This window comes from Ideonella sp., from assembly GCF_041914305.1.
Classification (GTDB): domain Bacteria; phylum Pseudomonadota; class Gammaproteobacteria; order Burkholderiales; family Burkholderiaceae_C; genus Ideonella.
Genome location: NZ_JAYSDQ010000014.1, coordinates 14296 through 39507, shown reverse-complemented (window position 1 = coordinate 39507; position 25212 = coordinate 14296). Strand labels below are relative to the sequence as shown.

29 protein-coding genes are annotated in these 25212 nt (G+C 70.0%); 5 read left to right on the top strand and 24 right to left on the bottom strand.

The annotated features are described in order from the left end of the window. Positions 1–22: 22 nt before the first annotated feature. On the bottom strand, positions 23–1045 hold the full coding sequence (locus ACE3SG_RS18265) for a LysR substrate-binding domain-containing protein (RefSeq protein ID WP_374567433.1): 1023 nt from the start codon (positions 1043–1045) through the stop codon (positions 23–25). A 227-nt stretch (positions 1046–1272) separates the two neighbouring features. Between ACE3SG_RS18265 and ACE3SG_RS18260 the strand changes: the two genes are divergently transcribed. Next, positions 1273–2247, top strand: a complete 975-nt coding sequence (locus ACE3SG_RS18260; RefSeq protein WP_374567431.1) for an MBL fold metallo-hydrolase — start codon at positions 1273–1275, stop codon at positions 2245–2247. Here the strand turns inward: ACE3SG_RS18260 and ACE3SG_RS18255 are convergent. The 4 genes from ACE3SG_RS18255 to ACE3SG_RS18240 all read right to left on the bottom strand — a co-directional run bounded on the left by ACE3SG_RS18255 (position 2226) and on the right by ACE3SG_RS18240 (position 6606). After that, positions 2226–3890, bottom strand: a complete 1665-nt coding sequence (locus tag ACE3SG_RS18255; RefSeq protein ID WP_374567429.1) for a 2-isopropylmalate synthase — start codon at positions 3888–3890, stop codon at positions 2226–2228. The genes ACE3SG_RS18260 and ACE3SG_RS18255 overlap by 22 nt on opposite strands. Before the next feature lie 623 nt (positions 3891–4513). Continuing rightward, positions 4514–5044 carry a DUF6622 family protein gene (locus ACE3SG_RS18250; RefSeq protein ID WP_374567428.1) on the bottom strand — a complete coding sequence of 177 codons (531 nt, stop codon included), beginning with the start codon at positions 5042–5044 and terminating at the stop codon, positions 4514–4516. Positions 5045–5182: 138 nt separating this feature from the next. Further along, complete coding sequence (gene bla / locus ACE3SG_RS18245; protein WP_374567426.1) at positions 5183–6070, bottom strand: class A beta-lactamase; 888 nt, start codon at positions 6068–6070, stop codon at positions 5183–5185. Between the two features lie 5 nt (positions 6071–6075). Beyond that, positions 6076–6606 carry a GNAT family N-acetyltransferase gene (locus tag ACE3SG_RS18240; RefSeq protein ID WP_374567423.1) on the bottom strand — a complete coding sequence of 177 codons (531 nt, stop codon included), beginning with the start codon at positions 6604–6606 and terminating at the stop codon, positions 6076–6078. A gap of 171 nt (positions 6607–6777) precedes the next feature. On the opposite strand from ACE3SG_RS18240, the gene ACE3SG_RS18235 reads away from it, so the two are divergent. Then, positions 6778–8055 carry an HD-GYP domain-containing protein gene (locus ACE3SG_RS18235; protein WP_374567421.1) on the top strand — a complete coding sequence of 426 codons (1278 nt, stop codon included), beginning with the start codon at positions 6778–6780 and terminating at the stop codon, positions 8053–8055. 75 nt (positions 8056–8130) lie between these two features. On the opposite strand, the gene ACE3SG_RS18230 is transcribed toward ACE3SG_RS18235, so the two are convergent. The 5 genes from ACE3SG_RS18230 to ACE3SG_RS18210 all read right to left on the bottom strand — a co-directional run bounded on the left by ACE3SG_RS18230 (position 8131) and on the right by ACE3SG_RS18210 (position 11437). After that, the gene (locus ACE3SG_RS18230; protein ID WP_374567419.1) at positions 8131–8310 is read right to left on the bottom strand and encodes a hypothetical protein; all 180 of its coding nucleotides are present in this window, start codon (positions 8308–8310) and stop codon (positions 8131–8133) included. Positions 8311–8340: 30 nt separating this feature from the next. Beyond that, the gene (locus tag ACE3SG_RS18225) at positions 8341–8817 is read right to left on the bottom strand and encodes a BON domain-containing protein (protein ID WP_374567417.1); all 477 of its coding nucleotides are present in this window, start codon (positions 8815–8817) and stop codon (positions 8341–8343) included. A gap of 352 nt (positions 8818–9169) precedes the next feature. After that, positions 9170–9571, bottom strand: coding sequence for a hypothetical protein (locus ACE3SG_RS18220; protein ID WP_374567415.1), 402 nt, complete (start codon positions 9569–9571; stop codon positions 9170–9172). A 53-nt stretch (positions 9572–9624) separates the two neighbouring features. Beyond that, complete coding sequence (locus tag ACE3SG_RS18215) at positions 9625–9789, bottom strand: DUF1328 domain-containing protein (RefSeq protein ID WP_341429021.1); 165 nt, start codon at positions 9787–9789, stop codon at positions 9625–9627. Positions 9790–9988: 199 nt separating this feature from the next. Next, positions 9989–11437, bottom strand: coding sequence for a CHASE3 domain-containing protein (locus ACE3SG_RS18210; RefSeq protein WP_374567412.1), 1449 nt, complete (start codon positions 11435–11437; stop codon positions 9989–9991). A gap of 46 nt (positions 11438–11483) precedes the next feature. Here ACE3SG_RS18210 and ACE3SG_RS18205 point away from each other — a divergent pair, with 46 nt between their 5' ends. Next, the gene (locus ACE3SG_RS18205) at positions 11484–12116 is read left to right on the top strand and encodes a response regulator (RefSeq protein ID WP_374567411.1); all 633 of its coding nucleotides are present in this window, start codon (positions 11484–11486) and stop codon (positions 12114–12116) included. Between the two features lie 35 nt (positions 12117–12151). Here the strand turns inward: ACE3SG_RS18205 and ACE3SG_RS18200 are convergent, their stop codons facing one another. The 3 genes from ACE3SG_RS18200 to ACE3SG_RS18190 all read right to left on the bottom strand — a co-directional run bounded on the left by ACE3SG_RS18200 (position 12152) and on the right by ACE3SG_RS18190 (position 15154). Then, positions 12152–12562: a response regulator transcription factor gene (locus tag ACE3SG_RS18200; protein ID WP_374567409.1), complete on the bottom strand. Its 411-nt coding sequence runs from the start codon at positions 12560–12562 to the stop codon at positions 12152–12154. A 159-nt stretch (positions 12563–12721) separates the two neighbouring features. Beyond that, on the bottom strand, positions 12722–14794 hold the full coding sequence (locus tag ACE3SG_RS18195) for an AsmA family protein (protein WP_374567407.1): 2073 nt from the start codon (positions 14792–14794) through the stop codon (positions 12722–12724). A gap of 42 nt (positions 14795–14836) precedes the next feature. Next, the gene (locus ACE3SG_RS18190; protein ID WP_374567405.1) at positions 14837–15154 is read right to left on the bottom strand and encodes a BON domain-containing protein; all 318 of its coding nucleotides are present in this window, start codon (positions 15152–15154) and stop codon (positions 14837–14839) included. A 386-nt stretch (positions 15155–15540) separates the two neighbouring features. Here ACE3SG_RS18190 and ACE3SG_RS18185 point away from each other — a divergent pair, with 386 nt between their 5' ends. Beyond that, on the top strand, positions 15541–15885 hold the full coding sequence (locus ACE3SG_RS18185; protein WP_374567403.1) for a hypothetical protein: 345 nt from the start codon (positions 15541–15543) through the stop codon (positions 15883–15885). 142 nt (positions 15886–16027) lie between these two features. Here ACE3SG_RS18185 and ACE3SG_RS18180 read toward each other — a convergent pair whose 3' ends face one another. The 11 genes from ACE3SG_RS18180 to ACE3SG_RS18130 form a co-directional block, all read right to left on the bottom strand. After that, entirely contained in the window at positions 16028–16441 is a 414-nt protein-coding gene (locus tag ACE3SG_RS18180) for a hypothetical protein (RefSeq protein ID WP_374567401.1), read from the bottom strand. A gap of 131 nt (positions 16442–16572) precedes the next feature. Then, positions 16573–17493 (bottom strand): heme o synthase, encoded by a 921-nt coding sequence (cyoE, locus tag ACE3SG_RS18175; protein ID WP_374567672.1) that lies wholly within the window; start codon positions 17491–17493, stop codon positions 16573–16575. Between the two features lie 58 nt (positions 17494–17551). Continuing rightward, on the bottom strand, positions 17552–17893 hold the full coding sequence (locus ACE3SG_RS18170) for a cytochrome C oxidase subunit IV family protein (RefSeq protein WP_374567399.1): 342 nt from the start codon (positions 17891–17893) through the stop codon (positions 17552–17554). Between the two features lie 11 nt (positions 17894–17904). Beyond that, positions 17905–18630 carry a heme-copper oxidase subunit III family protein gene (locus ACE3SG_RS18165; RefSeq protein ID WP_374567397.1) on the bottom strand — a complete coding sequence of 242 codons (726 nt, stop codon included), beginning with the start codon at positions 18628–18630 and terminating at the stop codon, positions 17905–17907. Positions 18631–18760: 130 nt separating this feature from the next. Further along, complete coding sequence (locus tag ACE3SG_RS18160; protein ID WP_374567396.1) at positions 18761–19393, bottom strand: bb3-type cytochrome oxidase subunit III; 633 nt, start codon at positions 19391–19393, stop codon at positions 18761–18763. A gap of 10 nt (positions 19394–19403) precedes the next feature. Next, positions 19404–21152: a cbb3-type cytochrome c oxidase subunit I gene (locus ACE3SG_RS18155; RefSeq protein ID WP_374567394.1), complete on the bottom strand. Its 1749-nt coding sequence runs from the start codon at positions 21150–21152 to the stop codon at positions 19404–19406. Between the two features lie 20 nt (positions 21153–21172). Further along, the gene (locus ACE3SG_RS18150) at positions 21173–22291 is read right to left on the bottom strand and encodes a c-type cytochrome (protein ID WP_374567392.1); all 1119 of its coding nucleotides are present in this window, start codon (positions 22289–22291) and stop codon (positions 21173–21175) included. Between the two features lie 120 nt (positions 22292–22411). Then, entirely contained in the window at positions 22412–22939 is a 528-nt protein-coding gene (locus ACE3SG_RS18145; RefSeq protein WP_374567390.1) for a hypothetical protein, read from the bottom strand. A gap of 376 nt (positions 22940–23315) precedes the next feature. After that, a complete protein-coding gene (locus ACE3SG_RS18140; protein ID WP_374567389.1) occupies positions 23316–24035 on the bottom strand; it encodes an ArsR/SmtB family transcription factor in 720 nt (239 codons plus the stop codon). Next, positions 24035–24379: an antibiotic biosynthesis monooxygenase gene (locus ACE3SG_RS18135; RefSeq protein WP_374567387.1), complete on the bottom strand. Its 345-nt coding sequence runs from the start codon at positions 24377–24379 to the stop codon at positions 24035–24037. Before ACE3SG_RS18135 ends, ACE3SG_RS18140 begins: the two co-directional genes overlap by 1 nt. Continuing rightward, positions 24379–24723, bottom strand: a complete 345-nt coding sequence (locus ACE3SG_RS18130; protein ID WP_374567385.1) for an NIPSNAP family protein — start codon at positions 24721–24723, stop codon at positions 24379–24381. The genes ACE3SG_RS18135 and ACE3SG_RS18130 overlap by 1 nt, the downstream gene beginning before the upstream one ends. A 183-nt stretch (positions 24724–24906) precedes the next feature. Here ACE3SG_RS18130 and ACE3SG_RS18125 point away from each other — a divergent pair, with 183 nt between their 5' ends. After that, positions 24907–25206, top strand: coding sequence for an antibiotic biosynthesis monooxygenase (locus ACE3SG_RS18125; protein WP_374567382.1), 300 nt, complete (start codon positions 24907–24909; stop codon positions 25204–25206). Positions 25207–25212 lie beyond the last annotated feature (6 nt).

Genomic DNA, 25212 nt, shown 5'->3' with positions numbered 1-25212 from the left:
GGTGCTCCGTTCGGTCGCCGGTTCAGCCCGGCGTGGCCTGGCTGGCGCGGGGCGCGCGCGCCGCACGCGCGGGCCGCTTCGGCGCGGCCGGGCGGCGCCGGCCGGCCGCCGGCCCGGTGGGGACTGCCGCGCCCGGGCGGAACAGCGGCTCTTGCTCGAACAACTGCACCACCCAGTCGATGAACACACGCAGGCGCCGGCTCATGTGGCGGCGCGAGGCGTGCGCGATGTAGATCGGCTTGTCGTCGCAGGCCCAGTCGGGCATCAGCCGCACCAGCCGGCCGTCGGCCAGCGCGTCCTTGACCAGGTAGCTGCAGATGCACATCACGCCCAGCCCCGCCAGGCCGGCGGCCAGGTAGGCGTTGCTCTCGTTCAGCGACAGTGTGCTGCGGCCCTGCACGGTCAGCCGCTGGCCGTCGCGCTCGAAGGCCATCGGGCGCGGCTTGCCGCTGCCGGGCATGAACAGCGTCAGCACGCGGTGCTGCGGGTCTTCCAGGTCGGCCGGGTGGGCCGGCGTGCCGTGCTCGCGCAGGTACTGCGGCGAGGCGCAGGTGATGTAGTTCATCACGCCCAGCCGGCGGGCCACCAGCGACTCGTCGTCGACACCGCCGCCGCGGATCACGCAGTCCACGTTCTGGCCGATCACGTCGCTGACCACGTCGCCGACACCGAGGTTGATCTCGATGTCGGGGTAGCGGGCATGGAACTGCGGCAGCGCCGGGATCAGGAACTGGCGCGCGATCGCCGCGCCGATGTCGACCCGCAGCCGGCCCTGCGGCGCGGCCTGCGCATCGACCACGCTGGCCTCCAGCGCCTGCCAGTCGTTGAGCCAGCCGGCCGCGCGCTCGTACAGCCGCTGGCCGTCCGGCGTGACGCTCAGGCGCCGGGTCGTGCGGTGGATCAGCTTGGTGCGCAGGTGCGATTCCAGGTCCTGCACCGAGCGGGTCACCGCGGCGTTGGTGGCGTCGAGCGAGGCCGCCGCCTTGGTGAAGCTGCCGCATTCGACGACGCGGGCGAAGGCTTGCAGGGCAGCGAACTTGTCCATCCGATCAATTGTTGCACCACGGAAAAACAGCCCGCCTGCCCGGGCGCTTGTTTGCCGGCGGGCCTCGGCCTATCGTGCGGTCCGCGTCTTCCACCAGCGCCGGGCGGGCTTTTGCGGCCCGCGTCGGCGGCGGCGCGGCAGGTCGGTGAACATCCGGCCCCGGGGGCCCGACAGCCCCGCGCCGATGGAAGCACACGTTCGAAGAAGACACAGCAAGGACATTCCCAATGACGTATCCCACCGCATTCGCCCGATCCACCCTCGCCATCGCACTGGCCACCGGCCTGTGGGCCGGCCCCGCCTCGGCGCAGACGCTGCCCGCGCCGACCCTGGCCAAGGCCCAGGCCGGCTACCTGCGCATGATGCTCGGCGATGCCGAGGTCACCGCGCTGTCCGACGGCACCGTGGTGCTGGACTCGAGCATCCTGACCGGCGCCAAGCCCGAGCACATCAAGGACCTGCTGAACCAGGCCCACCAGACCGGCCCGCTGCACACCTCGTTCAATGCCTACCTGGTCAAGACCGGCGACAAGCTGGTGCTGGTCGACACCGGCGCCGGCAGCTTCTTCGGCCCGACGCTGAACAAGCTGCAGGCCGGCATGAAGGCCGCCGGCTACACGCCCGACCAGGTCACCGACATCCTGATCACCCATCTGCATGCCGACCACGTCGGCGGCCTGGTCAACGGCGAGGCGATCCAGTTCCCGAACGCCGTCGTGCATGCCGACAAGGCCGAGCTGGACTACTGGCTCGACACCGCCAAGGCCGAGGCCGCGCCGAAGGAGGCGCAGGGCTTTTTCAAGATGGCGCAGGCGGCGCTGACGCCGTATGTGAAGGCCGGCAAGGTCAAGCCGTTCGAAGGCGCGACCGAGATGGTGCCGGGCATCCGCACGCAGCCGACGCACGGCCACACGCCGGGCCACAGCTTCTACGTGCTGGAGAGCAAGGGCCAGAAGCTGGTGTTCTGGGGCGACCTGTTGCACTTCGAAGAGGTGCAGTTCCCCGAGCCGACCATCACCGTCGCGTTCGACGTCGACCAGAAGGCCGCCAAGGCCCAGCGCCTGGCCGCGTTTGCCGACGCGGCCAAGCAGGGTTACCTGGTCGCGCCTTCGCACGTCACCTTCCCCGGCATCGGCCACCTGCGCAAGCAAGGGGCCGGTTATGTCTGGCTGCCGGTGCGCTACGTCAACGACGCGCACTGAGCGTCGAACGCCCCCAGGCGGGCGGCGGCGCTCAGCACCGCCAGCACGCCGGCGGTGTCGGCATCGGCATGCCGGGCGGCGCCGAAGCGGGTGCCGGCCACGCCCGGCGCCGCCAGCTCGACGAGGGCCCAGCCAGGCCCGGCGGGCGCGCCGTGGCTGTCCAGGCGCGCACCGGGCGCCAGCGCGGCCAGCGCCGCGTGCAGCACGCTGGGGCCCGCGCCGCGGCGGCGCTGCGCCACGCCGCCGGCCAGCAGGTCGATCTCGATCGCCCAACCGCCGTCGGCCGCGGTCACCCGGTGTTGCCGATAGGCCAGCGCCAGGCCGTCGGCCTGCGGCGCCAGGTAGGTCTGGGTGAACAGCGCCCACAGCTGCGCCGCGCTGACCTCGGCCTCGCTCGCGTCGGCATGGCGCTGCACCACGGCGCTGAACTCCACCTGCATCCGGCGCGGCATCACCAGGCCGTGCTCGCGCTGCAGCAGGTAGGCGATGCCGCCCTTGCCCGACTGGCTGTTGACGCGGATCACGCTGTCGTAGCTGCGGCCCAGGTCTTTCGGGTCGATCGGCAGGTAGGGCACCTCCCAGGGCGCATCGTCGGCCTGGGCGGCCAGGCCCTTCTTGATCGCGTCCTGGTGCGAGCCGGAGAAGGCGGTGAACACCAGGTCGCCCACATAGGGGTGGCGGGGGTGGATCGGCAGCGCGGTGCAGTCTTCGACCACCCGCGCCACCGCGGCGATGTCCGAAAAATCCAGCCCCGGGTGGATGCCCTGGCTGTACAGGTTCAGCGCCAGCGTCACCAGGTCGACATTGCCACTGCGCTCGCCGTTGCCGAACAGGCAGCCTTCCACCCGCTGCGCGCCGGCCAGCAGCGCCAGCTCGGCGCAGGCCACGCCGGTGCCGCGGTCGTTGTGCGGGTGCACCGACAACACCAGGTGTTCGCGCTGCGGCAGGTGGCGGTCCATCCACTCGATCTGGTCGGCGAACACGTTGGGCGTGGCCACCTCCACCGTTGTCGGCAGGTTGATCACCATGGGCCGGCCGGGCCCGGCGGCCCAAGCCTCGATCGCGGTGGCGCAGGCGTCGAGCGAAACCTCGAGCTCGGTCATGCAAAAGGTTTCGGGCGAGTACTGCAGCACCCATTCGGTCTCGGGCTGCGCATCGGTCAGCCGCCTGATCAGCTCGACATGCTCGCGCACCAGCGCCATCACCTCGGCCACGCTGAGGCCGAAGACCAGCCGCCGCCAGGCCGGCGCGGTGGCGTTGTACAGGTGGATGGTGGCGCGGCGCGCGCCGCGCAGCGAGGCCACGGTGCGCTCGACCAGCTCGGCCCGCGCCGGCGTCATCACCATCGGCATCACCTGCGGCGGGATCAGGTCACGCTCGACCAGGTGGCGCACCACGTCGAAATCGATCTGCGAGGCGGCCGGAAAACCCAGCTCGATCTCGCGCAGGCCCACGGCCACCAACTGGTCGAACAGGCGCAGCTTGCGGGCCTGGTTCATCGGCTCGAACAAGGCCTGGTTGCCATCGCGCAGGTCGGTCGACAGCCAGATCGGGGCATGGGTCAGGCTGCGCGACGGCCAGCGGCGGTCGGGCAAGTGCACAGCGGGGGCGGGGCGGTATTTGGATTGCGGGTTGGAAAGCATGAAGCGGCCATCGAGAGAAGGGGCTCGTCGAGCGAGCACGGCAGCGCTTGGCGGGGCGCGCCGGGTCACCGCGGCGGGTGACCCGGGCAGGCCGGTGCCAGGCAGCAGAGGGCGCAGGCTTCCCTGGGGCTTCTGCGGGCAGAAGCCGCTCGCGTGGCCGGGATCGGGGGAAGAAGAGGCTGAAAAGCCGCGAGCGCGGCCGCCTTAGCGCACGAGCCGATCCCGGCCGGGCGCTAGGCTCGGCTTTAGGGAGGTCGGTGTGCGTGCAATCACGAAGTTAGTGTCCTGTCTCAGGAATACGCTGCATTGGACGGGTCGCAATGGGGATGATAGCGAGGCGCGAAGCCTGACTGATACCCAGTGGTATCAGTCAGGCTTTGCAACGCTGCTAGCGCCCCATTTCGGCCCGCCCTTCGGGTTCGACCAGATGGCGCCCTCGCACGCCCGGTCATCAGGGCAGATACGCTGGGTATCTGCCCAGCCGCCCGGCCGCACGATCATCACCATCTGGTCGAATCTCAATGCAGCGTACTCCTGAGACAGGACACCAAGCTAACAGCAAGCGCCCGCCTCGGTCAACGACCGGGCGGGCGCTTGAAGGTCAAAGCGGGTCAGCGGCGGGCTCAGCGCAAAGCCAACTCGGCAGCCGCCGGTGCCCGGCCGAGCGTCGGCAGCGCCAGGCGCCACAGGCGAATCGCGCGGCCCAGGAACACACCGCTCATGGCACCGTACAGCAGGCTGATGGCCCAGGCGAAGGTGGTGTTGTGCGCCAGACCCGGCTGCAGCGACATCGCCACGCCCGCCGCGTATTTGGTGCAGAAGATGCCCATCATCATCGCCAGGGGCACCGCGCTGCCGGGCAGCGTGACCGCGCGTGCGGTGTCGTCATAGGCGGTGCCGGCCGGCAGCGGGCGCCGCAGCACCAGCAGCGCGCTGACGCTGAGTGCTTTCAGCCAACCCAGCAGCACCCAGGGCTGCGAGGCGAAGCCCGCCCAGACGCCATAGAACGACAGCGCCAGCATCGCCAACGGCAGGATCGACACCTTCACCAGGCTGGCGCGGCGGCTGGCCAGTTGCGACAGGCCGATCGCCAGCAGCACGGCGAACAGGCCGAAGACCCAACGCGGGGTGTGAAGAAGAATCTGCATCAGCATCTTGGGCTCCAGGGAAGGGGTTGAACTTCGATGGGCGCCATGGTGCCGGGCGGGTGCCGGGCCCGCGAGCGGGTTGCGACCGGCGGTGGCCGGCCGGCGCGAATGGCGCCGGGCCGGCGTGAACGGTGGCCTGCGGCGTCAGCTCGCCCAGGCTGAAACGATGCGCGCGGCGGCCGCCACCACGTCGTTGCGCGGCAGGGCGTCTGGCGCCGGCTGGGTCGTGTAGACCACCAGCACCAGCGGCGCGCGATGCGGCCGCCACAGCACGGCGATGTCGTTGGCGGTGCCGTGGGCGCCGGTGCCGGTCTTGTCGCCGGTGCGCCAGTCGGCCGGCACGCCGGCACGGATGCGTTCGGCACCGGTCGTCGAGCCGCGCAGCCAGGTCTGCAGCTGGTCGCGCTGCAGCGCCGGCAGCGCGTCGCCCAGCGCCAGCTTGTGCAGGCTGCGGCCCACCGCCTCGGGCGTGGTGGTGTCGCGTGGGTCACCCGGCCGTGCGGTGTTGAGCTCGGTCTCCCAGCGGTCGAGGCGAAAGGCCGGGTCGCCGATGCTGCGCGCGAACGCCGTCACCGCGGCCGGGCCGCCAAGGCGCTTGAGCAGCACGTTGGCGGCGGTGTTGTCGCTGAGCTGAACCGTGGCCGCGCACAAGTCGGCCACGCGCATGCCGGCACCGACATGCTGCTCGGTGATCGGCGAATAGCTGACGAGGTCGCGCTTCGAATAGGCCAGGCGCTGCTGCAGCAGGCGCGGCTCGTGCACGCTGCGCCGCAGCACCGCGGCGGCCAGCATCATCTTGAAGGTGCTGCAGAAGGGGAAGCGCTCATCGGCGCGGTGGCCGAGCTGTGCGCCGCTGGCGGCGTCGAGCGCAAAGAGGCCGAGGCGGCCGCCGAAGTCGGCCTCCAGGCGTTGCAGTAGCGCGCGGGCCGCGTTGGCGTCGGGCGCGGTCTGGGACTGGGCGAGCTGAGGCCAAGCGACCAGCGCAGCGGTGCCGCACAGCAGACGGCGTCGGGTGTCGAAGAGGGTCTGCATCGCGCTCATTGTGCTGAGCGCGCCTGCCATTCCTGGTCCGTGATTTCGTAGACCGCCGTGTCCATGTCGTACCAGCGCTCGACACCGCGGTAACGCATGCCCAGGCGCTGCATCACCTTGGCCGACGCGGTGTTGTCGACGTGGCAGACCGAGGTCAGCAGCGGGGTCTTCAGCGCGTCGAAGGCCCAGCCGGCCATCGTCTGCGCGGCTTCGGTGGCCAGGCCCCGGCCCCAGTGGTCTTGCCGCAGCCGCCAGCCGATCTCGAGCGGGTTGGCGGCGTCGCGCGCCAGGTGCTGGATGCAGCCGGCGCCGACGACCTGGCCGCTGCCCTGCTCGATGAAGGCCCACCACGAGTAGCCCCATTCGGCCCAGCGGGCCTTGACGCGGCCGATGCTGGCGAGTGTGTCGTCGCGGGTTTCGGGCCGGCCGGTGATGTAGCGCATCACCACCGGGTCGCGGTTCAACTCGTACAGCCCGTCGAGGTGGGCGTCGTCGAAAGGTTCGAGGCGCAGGCGCGCGGTGCTCAGGATGGTCATGCCGCCATTCTGTGCCGGCGCGGGCGGCGGGTGGCGCCAGCCGCCGACAACCCGGCGCCCCGCGCGTGCCGTCAAGACCTGTTTCCAACTGTCACCAAGCGCGCGGAAACCCTTGCTTCACCCGGCTGCGGGGCGGACGAATCACGAGGTCTCGAATCAGGGAGATTCACCGTGTTGAACGCAGCAACAGTCCCTCGCAGCCCCTCGTTCTCGGTCGCCAACCAGCATGCGCTGGCGACGATCCTGGAGGCCAGCCAGACCAAGAGCATCATCGCCTCGCGCGACATCTTCGACATCTCGGGCATCAAGCTGTGGGCGCGCGACCAGCCGGTGTCGAGCGCCTTGCAGCGTCGGCTGCTCGACCGCCAGCTGCGCAACCCGCTCGAAAGCTGCCTGCTGGCCGAAGACGGCGTCACCGCCCACACGCTGGTGCGGGCTTTCGAGGAGCAGCTCGAGCGCGGCGGCCCGCTGGCGGCGCTGGTCCGCCCGCACGCCGGCCGCATCCTGAAAGAGGCGGCGCACCTGCCGCTGCATTCGGTGCCGCAACTGTTGCTGACGGCGTCGCAGGCGTCGCGGCCCGAGGCGTTCGACCATGCGGTGCAGGCGATGGCGCTGTGCGGCGCGATGATGGACGCGCACGGCGGCGGCGTGGCCGAACTGCGCATGGCCTTGTTGTGCGGCCTGCTGCACGACCTGGGCGAGATGTACATCGACCCGCGCCACGGCGAGGCCGATGCCGACCGCGAGCTGGACTTCGTCAGCTACCAGCAGCTGGTCGTGCACCCGCACGTGGGGCACCTGCTGATCGCGCAGCTGACCAACTACCCTGGGGCCCTGTCACGCGCCATCGCCGAGCACCACGAGCGGCTCGATGGCTCGGGCTACCCGCACGGGCTGCAGCGCGACGAGGTCTCGGCGCTGGGCCGCATGCTGGCGGTGGCCGAGGTCACGCTGGCCACGCTGCGCCACGCCGAGCGGCCGCAGCTGGCGCGCGCCAGCGTGGCGCTGCGCGCGGTGCCGGGCGAGTTCGACCTGAACTGGGCGCAGGTGGTGGAGGCCGCTGCGCGGGCCGAGGTGCCATGCCGTGCCAACCTGGGTACCGCCGATGTGCAGGCCCGGCTGGGCCGGCTCGATGGTGCTTTGCGCATGGCCGAGGAATGTGTCGCCGCGTTGACGCCGCAGGCCGAATCGCCCGCGCTGAAGGGGGCGGTGGCGCTCGGCCAGCACCTGCTGAGCCGCCTGCGCATCGGCTGGAACGCCAGCGGCCTGTGGAGCGCCCAGGCGCTGAGCGCGCGCGACGCAGCCGAGGTCGAGGCGATCGAGGAAGAGCTGGTGTTCCGGCTGCGGGCGATCGAGCGCGCCGCGCTGCTGCGCGCCGGCGAGCTGGCGCCGGGTGACGCGGCGCGCCTGGGCACCTTGTGCGAAAGCCTGCGCGCGGTCTCGGTTTAGTCGAACTCGGCCCAGACAGAGGAAGGGCCTGCCGCCATGCAGGCGAGCAGGCCCTGTGCTGTGCCGGCCGAACAGTTACTCGGCTTGGGCCGGCGCCGCGCTGGCGTCATCAACCGCCAGCGTGGTCAGCACCTGGTCGGTGATCGCGACCACCGATCCCGCGTCCAGCGACTCGGCCTCGACCGGCTGCAACGCGGCCAGCGCAGCGCTGGCCAAGGCGACCAGCAAGTACAACGGAGCGTGGAGGCGGATCATGGTGCGATCTCCCGTTTTTCAGCGAGCCCGTCAGCGGACTTCGAGCTTGTTGTCGACGCTCACGACACCCTTGACGGCTTGCGTCAATTCGGTCGCGCGTGAACGTGATGCTGCATCGGGTGCAAAGCCCGACAGGTTGACGTGGCCACTGACGGTGTCGACGTCGATCTTCAGCGCGCTCAGCTTCGGATCGCCGGCCAGCGCCGCGTTGACCTTGGCGGTGATCGCCACGTCTTCGGCCTTGCTGGCCATCTTGTCGGTCGCGCTGTCGACCTTGGCCGCCATCGTGTCGGTGGCGGTGTCGATCTTCTGCTCGGTGCGGGCCGCGGCGTTCTCGGTCGCGATCTTGGCCTCTTCGGACTTCTGCTCGGTCTTGGCGATCGCGCTGTCGAGCTTCTGGCCCGCCGTGCGGTCGTCTTGCTTGTCACAAGCCACCATCAGGAACGAAGAGACCAGGGCGACCGCCAGCATGCTGGCGTGGGTGGTGGAGCGTGAATGGAAGTTCATGTTGATTCCTCTTCTTTGTTCAGGCCGCGGGTGTGGCGGCTCACTGGGTAGCCGGCGCCCGCAAGGGGTGGCCGGGTCGTCGGTCGAAGGAAGAAAAACCCGCTCAACCGTGGATGTGAGCCTACGTACTGCGGGTCGCACCGCCTATCGGCGGGCCGCCCATCCCCTTGTCGGAAGCGGCTGACAAACTCGGTACGGCAGGCGGGCAATCGGCGTTCCCGGGGGCTGGCCTGTCAAGCCTGTCAAACCTGCAAAAAGGCAACAGGCTGCCGACGGCAGCCTGGGCAGGCGCAAGAGGCCCGTCAAACGTGCGGCCGTGCGCGCCGATCGGCGCACGGCGTGGCACGGGGTGTCACAGGCGGCTGGAGCGTGAACGGGCAAACCAGCCCGCCAGCATCGCCACCGCCGCGCCGGCCGCCACCGCGATCAGCACCGACTTCACCGGCTCGTGCTGGATGTAGCCGACCGCGCGGTCACCGGCGCGGTGGGCCTGGTCGCGCACCTGGTTGCTGGCGTCGCGGGCGCGGTCCATGCCGCGGCGCGTCAGGGCTTCCATCTGCGCGGCGGCACGGCTGAAGGCCGAGGGCGCCGTGTCGCGCATGTCGTCAACGCTCGAGTCGATGCTGTCCAGGGCACCGTTGGCGCGGCGGCGGGTGGCAGTGACGGCGTCATGGGCCTTGGTGGCCAGTTGCTCGGCCACCTGGTCCGCGGTTTCGCTGGCGGACTGGGCGAGGGTGGTGGGCTTGGTGTTCATGGAGGGTCCTTTCGATCGGCTTGGGGGAACGAGAGGCGGCCGTCAGGCCGCAATCAGCCTTTGCGCAGCAGTCCCATCAGGAACGCGGCCACGGCCATGACGAGGAAAAGAATGAACAGGATCTTGGCGATGCCCGCGGCGCCGGCGGCAATCCCGCCAAAGCCGAGCAGCGCTGCGATCAGCGCGATGACGAAGAAGACAACGGCGTAGTGCAACATCGGGTGCTCCTTGGACAACAAGGGCGGCGTGGCTGCCCTGGTTCAGACGGCTCGCAACAGGGTTGCTGCGATGGGTCCAATGTAGGCAGGCGCCTGTTCGCACTTCAGCAGCCGACAGCGCGGCTGGATGTCGGTGCGCCATGCAAGCGCACGTAGGACGAAGACTACGCCCCGATCAAACCCGTGTCGACTGTGTTGTTCAGGCCGGCGCGCCGGGCTCGTCGCCCGAGGCGGGCACCGATTCCAAGCGGCTGTCGGGGGCTGCCGCGTCGTCCGGCGGCGCCAGGGGGGCGAGCGGCAGGCGTGCCGTCAGCGTGGTGCCGCGGCCCGGCGCCGATTGCACGCTGAACTGCCCGCGCTCGGACTCGACCCGAAAGCGCATGCCCAGCAGGCCGTGGCTGCCGCTGGTCAGTTGGCCGGCGTCGAAGCCAACGCCGTTGTCGCGCACCTCGACCACGGCGCAGTCGCCCTCGCTGGTCAGCGACACCTCGATCTGCGTCGCCCGGGCGTACTTGGCGATGTTGGTCAACGACTCCTGCACCAGGCGGAACACCACCAGGTTGGCTCCGGGCCCCAGCCGCACCGGCTCGATGACCGCGTCGATCGGCACCCCCATGCGCTCGGCCGATTCGTTGCACAGGATCTCCAGCGCCGGCACCAGGCCGAGGCTGTTCAGCGTCGATGGGCGCAGGTCTTCGATGATGCGGCGCTTCAGCGCGATGCCGCTGTTCAGCGCTTCGACCAGGTGGGCCAGCCGCGGTGCCAGGTCGGGCGCGGCCTGCTGCAGCTTGGGCCGGATGCGCGCCACGTCGAGCTTGGCCGCGGTGAGCAGCGCGCCGAGTTCGTCGTGCAGGTCGCGCGCCAGGCGTGCGCGCTCGTCTTCGCGCGCGGTCTGCAGGTGGCGCGCCAGCTCGGTCAGGTCGGCGGTGCGCAGCCGCACCTCGCGCTCGAGCCGCTCGCGCTCGGCCTGGGCCTCGGCCTGGCGCTCGGCCAGCTGGCGATCGAGCAGGCGCCCGTTGCGCAGAAAACCGCTCAGCACCAGCAGGCCGACAGCCGTCAGCGCGGCCACGCCGAGCCGGCCCATCAGCAGCGTGTCGTAGACGCTGGCCAGGGCCTCGTGGCTGGCCTGGTTCTGCTGCTTCAGCAGCTCGTCGACCTCCTTGCGCAGCTGCTCCATCTGGTCGCGGCCGATGCCGGTGCGCACCATCTCGAGCGCGGTGCCGCGGGCGCCGCTCTGGTCCAGCCGCAGCGTCTCTTCCATCTCGCTGAGCTTGGCGATGACCAGCTCGGCGATGCGCTTGCGGTGCGCCTCCGAGGCCGCGTCGCCGGCCTCGGTGTAGAGCTTCTCGATCTTCTGCAGACCATCGAACACATCCGAGCGGGCCGATTGGTACGGCACCAGGTACTCGGGGCCACCGGTCAGCAAGAAGCCGCGCTCGCCCGACTCGGCGTCGGTCACGCGGCGCAGCACGCGCAGCAGCTCGTAGCGGGCCTGGTCCATCGCCGTCAGCCGCGTGAGCCGGCTGCCGGCGCCGTGGTAGGCCAGCTCGCTGAGCAGGATCATCAGGCCGGCCACCAGCACGGCCAGCGGGAACGCCAATTGCCGGTAGCGCGCTCGTCCAAGCCACGGAGCGAATCGAGGGACCATTGACCTACACTCCACTGCAATTGTTGTTCACCATCACGGGCGCGCCATGATCAGGGTCGGAATAGTGGATGACCATGTGATCGTTCGTACAGGGCTGCGCCAGTTCCTGTCCGAACAGGTCGACTTGCGTGTCACCGGCGAGGCCGCCAACGGCCGTGAGGCCTTGAACCTCGTGCGAGGCGGCGAGGTCGACGTGCTGGTGATGGACCTGTCGATGCCCGACCAGAGCGGCGTCGACGCGCTGGCCGCGATCAAGGCCCGCGAGCCCGACCTGCCGGTGCTGATCCTCAGCGGGTTTCCCGAGACGCACTACGCCACCACCTTGCTGCGCCAAGGCGCGAGCGGCTACCTCAACAAGGAGTGCGACCCCGAGGAGATCGTCACCGCGATCCGCACCGTCTACCGGGGCCGCAAGTACATCACCGCTGCGGTCGCCGAGCTGCTGGCCGACGGGCTCGGTGGCGACCCCGACAAGCTGCCGCACGAACAGCTCTCCGAGCGCGAGTTCCAGGTCTTTCTGCGGCTGGCCAAGGGCGAGACGATCGGCCACATGGCCGACTCGATGGCGCTCAGCGTCAAGACCGTCTCCACCTACCGCACGCGGGTGATGGAGAAGATGAAGCTGTCGTCCAACAGCGACCTGACCTACTACGCGCTGAAGAACGGCTTGATCCAGTAGCTGCACGGTCGTCTGCCGGCCGCCCAGGCGGCCCGTCAAGCCTGCGGCAGGGGCCGGCCGAGGCCCTCGCAATAGGCCAGCAGCTCTTCGAGCTCGGCTGACTTGTCGAACACCCGGTCGGCACCCAGCTGCGCACAACGCTTGCGCATGTCGGCGGTGGCGAAGTTGGTCAGCACCACCAGCCGCGACGCCGGGTGCAGCGCGCGCGCCTGGCGCAGCACCTCGAGCCCGGTGCCCTTGCGCAGGAAGATGTCGATGATCATCAGGTCGCAGGCCTCGGCCGTGTGGGCCTGCAGCCACTCGATGGCGCCACGCTCGTCTTCGGCCGTGCCCACGATCTGAACCGCCAGCAGCTCTTCGAGCGTGGCGATCAGGTTCTGCCGGATCACCGCGCTGTCTTCGACGAGGAAGCACCTCAGCGGGTTCGGCGTGGCGCTGGCAGGCATCAGCGAGGTCATACGAGCGAGCAGCGGGTCAAGCCCGCGAATGAGTCCCGAAACCCGCCGCGGCCTGCGAGGGCTGCCTTGGGTGCATGTGAGCCGATTATCAAGCGACGATCTCGGCTTGCGCGTCCGTGCAACGACGTGTTTTTTGTCGGACGAGTCCTACGGGCGGGCCCCGGCCGCCGCAGGCGCAGCCACCACTCTCTGCGCCGTGGCCGGCGGCTGCCGCTGCGCCAGCTGCTGGCAGCCGGCCAGCCTGTCCTTCGCGCCGTCGTCACCGGGGTCGATCAGCGGCAACAGCGCCGCCAGCGGGTTCAGCATGCCCAGCAGCACCGCGGGCACCACGCGCCGCGCCAGCGGGCCTTTGTCGAGCGAGACATCGGGGTCGCCCAGCGTGCCGCGCACATGCACCGGCGTGCGCAGCGCGAGCGGGCTCATGTCCTTCGGCGCGACGCGGGCGGTCAGGTCCAGCTTTTCGCTGGCCAGCGACAGGTGGCCGGTAGCCCACAGCGTCGAATCGCTGGTGTCGACCACCAGCACCTTCGGCGAGACCAGCCCATCGCGCACCTGCAGGTCGGCGGCGCCACAGCGCACCGCCAGCGCGTTGTCGCCGCGCAGCATCACGCCCAGCGCCTGCGCCACGTCGATGCCGGCCGCCTCGACCGCCAGGTGCGACATCTGGCCGCGCGTCCACAGCAGCTGCGCCTCGCCGTCAGCGGTGGCCAGCAGGTCGGCTACCGAGCGCCCATGCCCGGTCAGCTGGAAGCGACCCCCCAGGTCGCCGGCCACATACGGCGGCTGGCCCTTCGGCCGGTCTTGTGCGATCCATTGCTCCAGCCGCAGCCCGCGGGTCGACAGGTCGACCGTCCACAAGCCGTTGCGCGGTTGCCGGCCGTCGAGCTGCACCCGGCCCCAGAGGCGGCCTTGCGCCATCGTCGCGTCCAGGTCTTCGAGCGTCAGCACGCTGTCGTTCAAGGTCAGGTGGGCCTTCAACGGCCGCATCGACTGCAGCTTCGGATGGCCGAGCTCGAAGCGGTCGAGCCGGATCCGCACATCGGCCTTCATTGCCCCCAGCGACGGCAGGTCCAGCGGCCGATCGGGCAGCACGCGGGCGTCGGCAGCCGCGGCCTTGGCGGGCTCGGGTTCGACACCGATCGCCGGCCCCAGGTCTTGCAGCCACAGCGCCGGGCCGTGCAGCTCGCCGGTCAGCGACGGCAGCTCGCCGGGGCGCTGGCGATACTCGAACTCGCCGGCCAGTTCGCTGCGGCCGATGTGCGCCGACTGGACCTGCGTCGTCCAGCGGGCGCCCTCGCGCTGCAGCTGGCCCCGCATCGTGAAGTAGGCGGTGGTCGGCAGCGTGAGGCCCAGCGGCTCGCCCACGGCGGCCAGCGACGGGCCGCTGAGCTGGTAGTGCCCGGTGAGGGTTTGCGGGCCCAGCAGGTCGCGCACCTGGCCGTCGAACTTCAAGCGGGCGCGCCCGGCGCTGCCCTCGAACATCACCGGCACGACCGACGGGCTCAAGGCGTCGATGCCCGGCAACACCGCGCCGGTGCGGGCCTGCAACACGAGCGGGGCGTCGCGGTAGCGGCCCTTGGCCTGCGCCGTCCAGCCGGGCTGGTTCTGCCAGGCGTCGGGCAGGTAGGCGAACTGGCCGTCCAGCGTGACGGCGCTCGGCGCATCGATCAGCTTCAGACGGCCATCGCGCACCACCAGCGATTCGAAGTGCACGCCGTTGATCGACGCACCGGCCCGGTCGGGCGCCGCTGCCGGGTCGGCGCCGAACTGCCAACTGGCCCGGCCATCGGCCTGGCGTTCCAATTGCAGCTGCAGCCCCTCGGCCTGCAGGGCCTGCACGGTCAGTGGCCGGCCGCCGCGGGCCGCGAACAGGTCGCGGTAGCGCAGCGTCAACTCGGCCTGGTGCGCGACCACCATCGGCCCCAGCTGGCTCCACGCCGGGTTGGCGATCTGCAGCGCGCCCACCTTCAGCCCGACATGGCCGAGCAGCGACAGCTGAAAGCCGCCGGCGTCGTCACCGAACCGCACCTCGCGTGCCAGGTGGCTGCTCAGCCAGCGCTCGGCCGGGTGGGCCAGGAAGCGCCAGCCTTGCCACTCGGCCCAGGCGACGCCGGCCACCAGCCCGGCGGCCAGCGAGAGCGGCACCAGCCATGGCCAGCGCCGCCGGCGGCGTGGGGCCGCGGCGGCGCTGGGCGCGGGATCGTGCGGGGTGGGGGTCATGCAGGCATGCACCCGGCCGGCTGGCCGGGCGCGGCTCAGGCATCAAGACCGCACGACGATCTGGTTCTTCACAGCCTTCACGCCGTGCACGTTGCGCGCCAGGCTCTCGGCCTCGCCGCGCTCGGTGCCGGTCTTCGCGAAGCCCGACAACATCACCTCGCCGTTCAGCGTCTCGACCTTGATCGAGGTCGCGTCGACGGCCTTCGATTCGACGAACTTGGCCTTCACCGCGGTGGTGATCGTGGCGTCGTCGATGTACTCGCCGACCGAGGACTGGCCGCGCGACACCGCGCAGCCGGGCAGCGTGGTCAACGCGGCCAGGGCGGTGGCAATGGCAATGAAAGTGGTGCGTGCATTCATGGTGTGATCTCCAGGCAAGGGCACGGTTCGATCGCGTGCCGTTTTGTGCTGTGGGCTGCAAGACGCTTGAACCACCGACGGCGCGCTGAAGACGCGTCGCCGGCACCTTGTCTCGACACGCGGGGCCCGGCGGGCCGAAGCCCCGAATGTCGATGGCGACACCTTAGGCCGCGGCCCGCGCCGGGCCCATCGGAAGACAGCGCCGGCGTTTGTAGGACGTTGCCGCGCACGCTGTGCTCGTTCAGGTATCACGGCCGGGCACGCCAACCGGTGACACGCCAGCCGATCGGCCCGCCCTCCTACAACCGCTGCCGCTGCTGGCCGACGCAGCGAGCAACGCCGCCCGTTCAGACTGGGTGGCACGTCACCACCTCAAGGAGAAGACGATGAACACCCATGTCCACCACGACGTTCGTCTGCCGGCCGATGCGCCGGCCGAGCATCCGTTGTACGAGCCAGCCCGGCGCCACTGGCCGGGGGTGGTTGCCGCGTTGGCGGTGGCCGCGGTCGTGGCCTTCGTGGCCGTCAACAGCGCCGACGACAACGACACCGTGGCACCGCCGCCGACCCTGACCGAGCCGGCGACCACCACGCCGTCGAGCGCGTCACCACCGAGCAGCGAGCGGCCGACCGAGCGCCATGTCGACGACACCAGCGGCGCGATCGTCACCGACGAACAACCGGTCGACGTGTCGACACCGCCGCCGCCGGAGCGCTCGCCGGCGCAGTGACGCCGCGCAGCCTCTCGTCGTGAACGCGGCCGGGCAACACACCCGGCCGCTTTTGTGCGCCCTGCTGGGCCTGCAAAAAAGCCCCGGCCGTCGAGCGACGGGCCGGGGCAACTTCAGGAGGGAGCAGGGAGGACGGGCAGCCTCAGCGGCCGTTCACGTTCGGGTGGCGATCGACCCAGTTCGGCACGCCGTCGCCGTCGCGGTCGGCATCGCGGCCGTTGCGCACGCCGTCGTTGTCCTTGTCGTGGCGGGCCCAGCCGCCGTGGGTGAAGTGCCATTCGCCGTTGCGCTCGACCCAGCGCGGCTGCACGTAGACATAGCCGGGGCGGGCGGCGGTCCAGGTGCCACCGATCCAGACGTGGGTATTGCCACGCCAGGCCCAGTAGCCCGGCGTCCAGACGAAGCCGGGCCGGGGCGGCGGCACGGCTTCATAACGCGGCGCCGGCGGCGGCACGCGCAGCACCAGGTCGACGTCGACATCGGCCGATGCGCCCAGCGGCAGCAGGGTCGCCACCGGGGCGAGCAGCGATAGCGCGATCACGGATGCTTTCAACATGGTTGGATCCTTTCCTTCAAGACAAAGGCCATGTCGGGCATCTTCATCGGCGGGTCATCGCGGCTCCATCGGACGGCGGCGGATCGGCGTGTAGGCAGACGCCTGCACGCATGCGGCGCAGGATGGCGCGCTCAGGCCGCGGCCAGCGCCATCGCCAGGTAGTGCTCACCCAGCAACAACGCGAACAGCGCGAACAGGTCGACGATCGAATAGCGGAAGGTCGGCATCGCCCAGTGCACCGGGTCGCGCCGCAGTTGCACGGCGTGCCAGATGAAGCGCGCGCCGAAGCCGGCCGCCCCTGCCGTGTAGAGCCAACCGCCGACGCCGCCGACCATGCCGATAGCCTGCGGCAGCAGCGTGATCGCCCACAGCACGACCGCGTACTGCAGCACCCGCGTCGCGGTGAACGGCACGCCGTGGATCACCGGCAGCATCGGCACGCCGGCGCGGGCGTAGTCGTCCTGGCGGTGGATCGCCAGGGCCCAGAAGTGCGGAGGCGTCCAGACGAAGATGATCAGGAACAGCAGCAGCGCACCCGGCTCGATCTGCCCGCTCACGGCCACCCAGCCCAGCAGCGGCGGTGCCGCGCCGGCCGCACCGCCGATCACGATGTTCTGCGGCGTGCGGTGCTTCAAGAACAGGCTGTAGACGCCGGCGTAGCCGATCAGCGAGCCGACCGTCAGCGCCGCGCACAGCGCGTTGGTGAAGGCCAGCAGCAGCGCCACGCCGGCCAGCCCGATGGCCGCGGCGAACAGCGCCACCTGCGCCGTGCCGAGTGCGCCGCGCGGTAGCGGCCGGCCGCGGGTGCGCGCCATCACCGCGTCGATGCGCTGGTCCACGAGGTGGTTGATCGCCGCCGCGCTGCCGGCCACCAGCGCGATGCCGAGCGAGCCGAAGGCCAGCACCGGCCAGGGCGGCGCGGCGGGGCTGGCCAGCAGCATGCCGACCACCGCGGTGAACAGCATCAGCGCGACGACACGCGGCTTGGTCAGCGCGAAGTATTCGCGCCAGACGGCGCGCCGGCTCGCCGGCAGGGTCAACGGGGTGGCGATGATGCGGCTCCTTTCAGTTCTCCACGTCGGCGAAGGCGCTTGCGCAGTGTGAACAGGCCTAGCGGAAGAACAGCAGCCGCGTCAGGTTGGTGTAGTGGCCTTCCGAGGCCATCAGGCCGACCAGCACCATCAGCGCCGCGGGCGGGATCAGGATCGCGCAGACCAGCGCCATCCGTTCCCAGGCCATGTGCATGAAGACGGCGACGATCAGGCCGGCTTTCAGCAACATGAAGACGAGGATCAGCGTCCAGCGCAGCACCCCCTGGAAGTGGAAGTAGTCGACCAGGTACGACAGCGTGCTGAGCACGAACAGCAGGCCCCAGATCTTGAAGTACAGCCCGATCGGGTGCTGCTGGGTGTGGGGCTGCGGGGCCGGGCCCGGCGAGGCGGCGTGTGCCATGGCGATGCCTTTCACCAGAGGTAGAACAGGGCAAAGATGAAGACCCAGACCAGGTCGACGAAGTGCCAGTACAGGCCGGCGATCTCGACGATCTGGTAGTTGCCGCCGCTGGGCGCCGGGCCACTCCCGGACTTGGGGGTTGCTGCGTCGTACTTGCCGGCCAGCAGCCGCAGCGCCACGACGCACAGGTAGATCACGCCGGCCGTCACGTGCAGGCCGTGGAAGCCGGTGACCATGAAGAAGACCGAGCCGAACTGCGCCGCGCCCATCGGGTTGCCCCAGGGCCGCACGCCCTCGTCCATGATCAGCTTGGTCCACTCGAAGGCCTGCATGCTGACGAAGGTGGCGCCGAACGCCGCGGTGGCGAACATCAGCTTCGCGGCGGTGGCCTTGTCGCCCCGGTAGGCGCAGTTGACCGCCATCGCCATCGTGCCGCTGGAGCTGATCAGGATGAAGGTCATGATCGCGATCAGCAGCAGCGGCACCGGCTTGCCGCCGATGTCCAGCGCGAACACTTCGCTCGGGTTCGGCCACGGCACGATGGTCGAGGTGCGCACCGTCATGTAGCCCGTCAGGAACGAGCCGAAGATGAAGGTGTCCGACAGCAGGAAGATCCACATCATCGCCTTGCCCCAGGCGACCTGGAAGGTCTGCTGGTCACCCGACCAGTCGGCCACCAGCCCGCGCAGGCCGGCCACTTGGCCACCCCCGTGCGATTCAAGAGGCATGTCGGTCATCTCGTCACCTCCCAAGCATTGAAGGGCGCGCGAGGCGCCGCCCGCTCCAAGTGGCGTGCGCGGATCCGGCTTTGCCGGGCCGCTGCGCGAGCCCCCTCGGGGGGCAGCGACCGGAAGGGAGCGTGGGGGCTCATGTCCCTCCCCTTCCGCAGATGAAGCGCACGATTTCGGGCGTTAGCAGCGAGAGCGCCCCGAACAGCACCACCCAGACGATCAGCAGGAAGTGCCAGTAGCGCGCGCACAGCTGCACGCGCCAGGCCGCAGTGGGCAGTTCGGGCTCGGGCGTCGACAGCGCCTGCGCGGCGATGCTCCACGCGACCAGGCCACCGAGCACGTGCAGCCCGTGCAGCGCCGTGAGCACATAGAAGAAGCTCGCGGCCGGGTTGCCGGCCAACAGCACGCGCGCATCGATCAACACCTGCCAGCCCCACAGTTGCGAGCCGACGAAGGCGGCGGCCGCCGCACCGCCGCCCAGCAGCATCGGCCGCAGCGTGGCCGGCCGGCGCTGCGCCGCGGCGGCGTCGGCGCGCTGCATCAGCACGCTGCCGGCGACCAGCAGCCCGGTCGACAACCACAGCTGCCACGGCAGCGCGATCGGCGACCAGTCCGGGGCGTCCATGCGCATGCCGTAGGCCACGACGAACAGCGAGAAGAAAGTGGTCGCCACACCGATGAACAACCAAAGGGCGGTGCCGGCCGCCTGCGCGTGGTTGGGTTCGCGGTCGGTGTCAGTCGGTGTGTGCGGCCAGGTGTGGGTGTTCATCGTCGGGCTTTCAGTGTTCCTGCGAAGGCTCGGCGCCGCCGGCTGACGCAGGCGCGTTCTGCGGCACGAAGTCGTCCTTCGCGCCGGGCATGTTGAACGCGTAGGCCCAGCGCTGCACCACCGGCAGCTTCGGGCCCCAGTTCAGGTGCTTGGGCGGCGTGTGCGGCGTGAACCATTCGAGCGAGCAGGCGCGCCACGGGTTGGGCGGCGCCTTCTCGCCGTGCTTCAGGCTCCACAGCAGGTTGAACACGTAGATCAGCTGCGCCGCGCCCAGGAACAGCGCGACCACGGTGATGAACTGGTTCAGCATGTGCGCCGACGCCGGGATGAAGCTGTAGCCCTCGTAGTTGTAGTAGCGCCGCGGCATGCCCAGCACGCCCAGGTAGTGCATCGGGAAATAGATCAGGTAGGTGCCGAGGAAGGTGATCCAGAAATGCAGCTTGCCCAGCGTGTCGTTGAGCATGCGGCCGGTGATCTTGGGGTACCAGTGGTAGATGCCGCCGAAGACGACCAGCAGCGGCGCCACGCCCATCACCATGTGGAAGTGCGCGACGACGAAGTAGGTGCCCGACAGCGGGATGTCGACGCTGACGTTGCCCAGGAACAGCCCCGTCAGCCCGCCGGCCAGGAAGGTCAGCAAGAAGGCCAGCGTGAACAGCATCGGCACCGTCAGGTGGATGTCGCCGCGCCACAGCGTGAGCACCCAGTTGTAGACCTTGATCGCCGTGGGCACCGCGATGATCAGCGTGCTGGTGGCGAAGAAGAAGCCGAACCATGGGTTCATACCGCTGACGAACATGTGGTGGGCCCAGACCACGAAGCTCAGGCCGCCGATGACGACGATCGCCCAGACCATCGTGCGGTAGCCGAAGATCGCCTTGCGCGCGTGCACGCTGATCAGGTCGGACACGATGCCGAAGGCCGGCAGCGCGACGATGTAGACCTCGGGGTGGCCGAAGAACCAGAACAGGTGCTGGAACAGCAGCGGGCTGCCGCCTTTGTGGCCGCTGACCTGGCCCATGCTGATCAGCGCCGGCATGAAGAAGCTGGTGCCCAGCGTCTTGTCCAGCATCATCATCACGCCCGACACGAACAGCGCCGGGAAGGCCAGCAGCGCCAGGATGGTGGCGACGAAGATGCCCCACACCGACAGCGGCATGCGCAGCAGCGTCATGCCCTCGCAGCGCGCCTGCAGCACCGTGGTGACGTAGTTCAGGCCGCCCATCGTGGTGGCGACGATGAAGATCAGCAGCGACACCAGCATCAGGATGATGCCCCAGTCCCACCCCGGCGTGCCGGGCAGGATGGCCTGCGGCGGGTACAGCGTCCAGCCGGCACCGGTGGGGCCACCCGGCACGAAGAAGCTGATCATCAGCACCACCACGCTGAGCAGGTAGACCCAGAAGCTCAGCATGTTCATGTACGGGAACACCATGTCCCGCGCGCCGATCATCAGCGGGATCAGGTAGTTGCCGAAGCCGCCGAGGAACAGCGCGGTCAGCAGGTAGATCACCATGATCATCCCGTGCATGGTCACGAACTGGTAGTAGCGCTCGGCGTTGATGAACTCGAACACACCCGGAAAGCCGATCTGCAGCCGCATCAGGTTCGACAGCAGCAGCCCCACCAGCCCGACCAGGATCGCGGTGCCGCCGTACTGCACGGCGATCACCTTGTGGTCCTGGCTCCAGACGTACTTGGTGATGAAGCTCTGCGGCTCGTGGTGATCGTGCAGGTCGTCGGTGTCGGCGTAGGCCATCGTCTCGTCCTGTCCATGCGTTACTGGGGCGCGCCGCCGTGCGACTTGATGTACGCGACGACCGCGTCCATCTCGTCGTCGGCCAGCGGGATCGGCGGCATCACCTGCGCAAAGCCCTTGATCGCGCGCGCCTTCGGGTCTTTGATGAAGGCGCGCAGGTAGGCGTCGTCGACCAGCACGGTCGAGCCGTCGACCATCGTCTCGGTCTTGCCGAACAGGCCCTTCCAGGTCGGGCCGACGCCGGGGTTGCCGTCGACCGTGTGGCAGGCCACGCAGCCCTTGGACTGGGCCAGCGCATGACCCTTGGCGACCAGGTCTTCGCCGGCCGCGCCGGCCGGGGCCGGTGGCTTCAGGCTGGTGGCGAAGGTGGTCTGCTGCTTCAGCCAAGTCTTGAAGGCGGCCTCGTCTTCGACCACCACCAGCCCGTGCATGTTGGGGTGGCCCACGCCGCACAGCTGCGCGCACATCGCCTCGTAGCGGCCGGCTTGCGTGGGCGTGAACCAGAACCAGCTCATCTGGCCCGGCACGATGTTCATGCGGGCGCGGAACTGCGGCACGAAGTAGTCGTGCAGCACGTCGTGCGAGCGGGCCAGCACCTTGACCGGCTGGTTCAGCGGCAGGTGCACCTCGTTGCCGGTGATGACCACGTCGTCCTGGCCGGCGGCGTCGGCCGGGTCGAGCGCAAACGGGTTGGCGGCGCTGAAGAAGCGCGCGTCGCTGCCGCCGAGCTTGCCGTCGTCGCCGGTGAAGCGGTAGCGCCACTGCCACTGCTGGCCCAGGATCTCGAGCTGCATCGCATTGGCCGGTGGCCGCACGTAGTCGGCATAGACCTTCAGCCCCGGCGCCAGCAGCCCGACGATGCCGACCGAGGTGATGCCGATCAGCCAGTGCTCGAGCTTGCGGTTGTCCGGCTGGTAGGCCGCGCGCGGGCTGCCCGGCCGGTGCCGAAAGCGCCACAGCGTGTAGACCACGAACAGCAGGATGACGACGAAGAACGCCCCGGTCACGCCCATCGTGATCGACAGCGTGTGGTCCATCTGGCTCCAGTTCGACGCGAGCGGCGTCAACCACCAGGGCGTGAGCAGGTGGAAGACGACGCTCGCGACGACGATCAGCAACAGCGCGATCGCGATGCTCATGGTTCGTGGCTCCGACGTGGGCGGGCTCTGTGCAGGGCGGTGCAGGCCCGCGGCGCCATGGCTTAGGCGGGCCTGAGAGGCCGGGCCGCCGCGCGGGCCCGGCGAGCCGGACTCAGGCGCTCAGCCCTGGCCCTGGCGCCGCTGGCGGTACTGGGCCAGCTGGCCGTACAACACCGCGGCGGTGATGCCGAAGATCAGGTGGGCGCCGAAGGTGCCCCAGGCCCGCATCTCGGCGAACCACGGGAAGACCTCGGTCAGCGCGTAGAAATTGAACAGGTACAGCACCGCGCCGAAGACCGCGCCGACCACCGGCAGCGAGACCAGCGCGTCATCGTCGTAGTGGTAGCCGGCCACCACCGCGCCCAGCACCAGCCCGAAGCTGATGCCCAGCACATAGTGGGTGACCAGCGCCACGCCGACGGTGGTGGGGTCGAACACCTGCGCCGGCGCATGCAGCACCGAGTAAGGCCCCATCGTGATCGCGGCGACGAACTGCGAGATGCGCCACGGCGCCTCGCCCATCATCGCGCCGGCCCACAACAGCTCGAGCACCATCAACACCGCGCCGGCCGCAAAGCCGGCCACCGCGGCCGCCAGCAGGTCGGGCGAGCGGCCCTCCCAGTGGTGCAAACGAAGACGCAGTTCCATGGGTCACCTCCAAGAACGCAAAACGGCCGCACAGCGGCCGGGCAGGGCAGGAGAGGATTCAGCAAGGACAAGGACAGGCGCGACCGCCATCAGCGCGGCCGGGGCGGGCCGCCGCGTGTTCACGCGGTCGGCGACAAGGTCAAAAGCGCGACAACGCCCGCGCATGGGGGCGCACTGCGGGTGGTCCGGCGCGCGTTGCGTGGCGCCAGGCCGCTCGGTTCGCGACGGGCGGATTCGCCTGCGCATCGCCACCCCCTTGTCAGAGTCAGACAAGCAAGACTGCAACCGTTGCGGCGGTTTTACTCCTGTTGCCGGCTCGCGGCAAGGCGGGCTCTACCCGCGCAAGGGGCGTTACAGGGCAAGCCCGCCCGCGTGGTCAGTGGGGCCACCAGCCCAGTGCGCGCAGGCCGGTGGGGGTGGCGTCGAGCGCGCGTTCACCGTTGCGCCGGCGCAGCCAGCCCTGGCCGACGAAATGGTCGAGCAGCGCACTGCCGAGCGGGCCGGCCAGGTGGTCGCGCCGCTCTGACCAGTCCAGGCACGGGTAGGCCTGGCGCCGCGCGCCGGGCGAAGCCAGCCGGGCCTGCCATGCGGCGCCGTCGAGGCCCCAGTCGGTCAGGCCGCGGCCACCGGCGTCGCTGAGGTTGAAGACCGGCCCGGCGGCGCTCGCGCCGGCGCACAGCCAGCCCTCGCCCTGCAGGTGCGCCAGCAGCGCGACGCCGGCGCGGCCGGCCAGGTGGCCATAGCAGCAGCGTGCGTCGCGCAGGCGCGCCCGTGCCGGCCGGGCCCAGGTGGATTCGTGGCTGCCGCGCTCGGCCACCAGCGCCAGCGCCTCCAGCGCATGCGCCACCTCGGCGTCGGCCAGGCGGTAGTAGCGGTGGCGGCCCCGCGGCTCGCAGGCCACCAGGCCCGCGTCCAGCAGCTTGGCCAGGTGGGCGCTGGCGGTGGCGGCGCCGACCGACGCGCAGGTGGCCAGCTCACCGGCGCTGGCCAGCTCGCCGCCGAGCAGGTAGCTCAGCATGCGCGCGCGGGTGGCGTCGGCCATCAGCGCGGCCACGCGCACCAGGCGTGGTTCGTGGGCGGCAGGTGTCACAGGCATCAGAGCAGGGCGGCGTTCGAGTCGGTGGGCGCTTGGTCGCGCTCGACCAGACTGTAGTCGCGCAGCACCCGGGCCACGCGGATGCGGTAGCCGGCGAACACCGCCTCGCGGCCCTCGCGCTGGCCGCTGCGGTGCAGCCCCTGGTTGCGCCACGCCTGCACGGCGGCCTCGTCGCGCCAGGTCGACAGCGACAAGAACGTGCCCGGCCGGGTCAGGCTCTCGAAGCGTTCGACCGAGATGAAGCCGTCGATCTTCTGCAGCTCGCCCACCAGCTCGGCGGCGATCTCGAAATAGCGCTGCGCCTGGCCTGGCTTGGGGGTGACTTCGAAGATGACGGTCAGCATCACGCGGTCTCCATGACGGCGGCGGGTTGGAGGAAGGTCGAATCGACGACGCGGGTGAAGCTGCGCCACTCTTGCAGGATGAACCGCTGCGCTTGAGCGAACTCGAAATTGGCGCGGCCTTCGGGGTCTTCGCGCAGGCGCTGGCGGTAGGCCTCGTAGGCGGCCAGGCTGGGGAACGCGATCAGGCCCCAGGCCTCGTCGTTGCTGCCTTCGTGCGGCATGAAGTAGCCCAGCAGGTGCCCGCCGCAGCGCGGGATCACGCGGGCCCAGGTCTGGGCGTAGCGCTCGAAAGCGTCGCGCTGGAAGGGGTCGAGGCGGTAGCGGATGAAGCAGGTCAGGGTCATGGTCGGCGGGTCGTGGTCAATGGCGATGACGGCAGTGTCGGCCGCGGCCCCGGGCCGATGTTTCGATGGTGGACGAAACATCGACGGGGCGGATGGATCGGCGTAAGGTCCAGACGGCCAGCGGCGACCCAGCGTGACAGTGGCAAGCCGCCGCTGCCTCTTGGGTTGTCGAAAGGAGTCACCATGACCGCGTTCAATATCGTCCGCTTCCGCGTCAAGCCCGGCCGGGAAGAGGCCTTTCTCGAGGCGCACCGCAAGGCCGATCCGACCTTCAAGGGCTTTCTGCGCGGCTCGATGGTCAAGACCGGCGAGCGCAGCTTCTGCCTGGTCGGTGAGTGGGCCTCGTTCGACGACCTCGTGGCCGCCCGGCCGAAGATGATCGGCCTGCTCGACAGCTTCCGCGCCGAGCTCGAAGACCAGGGCAACGGCCTGGGCGTGACCGACCCGGTGTCGGGCGAAGTGGTGCTGGACCTGAAGCCCTGAACCCGC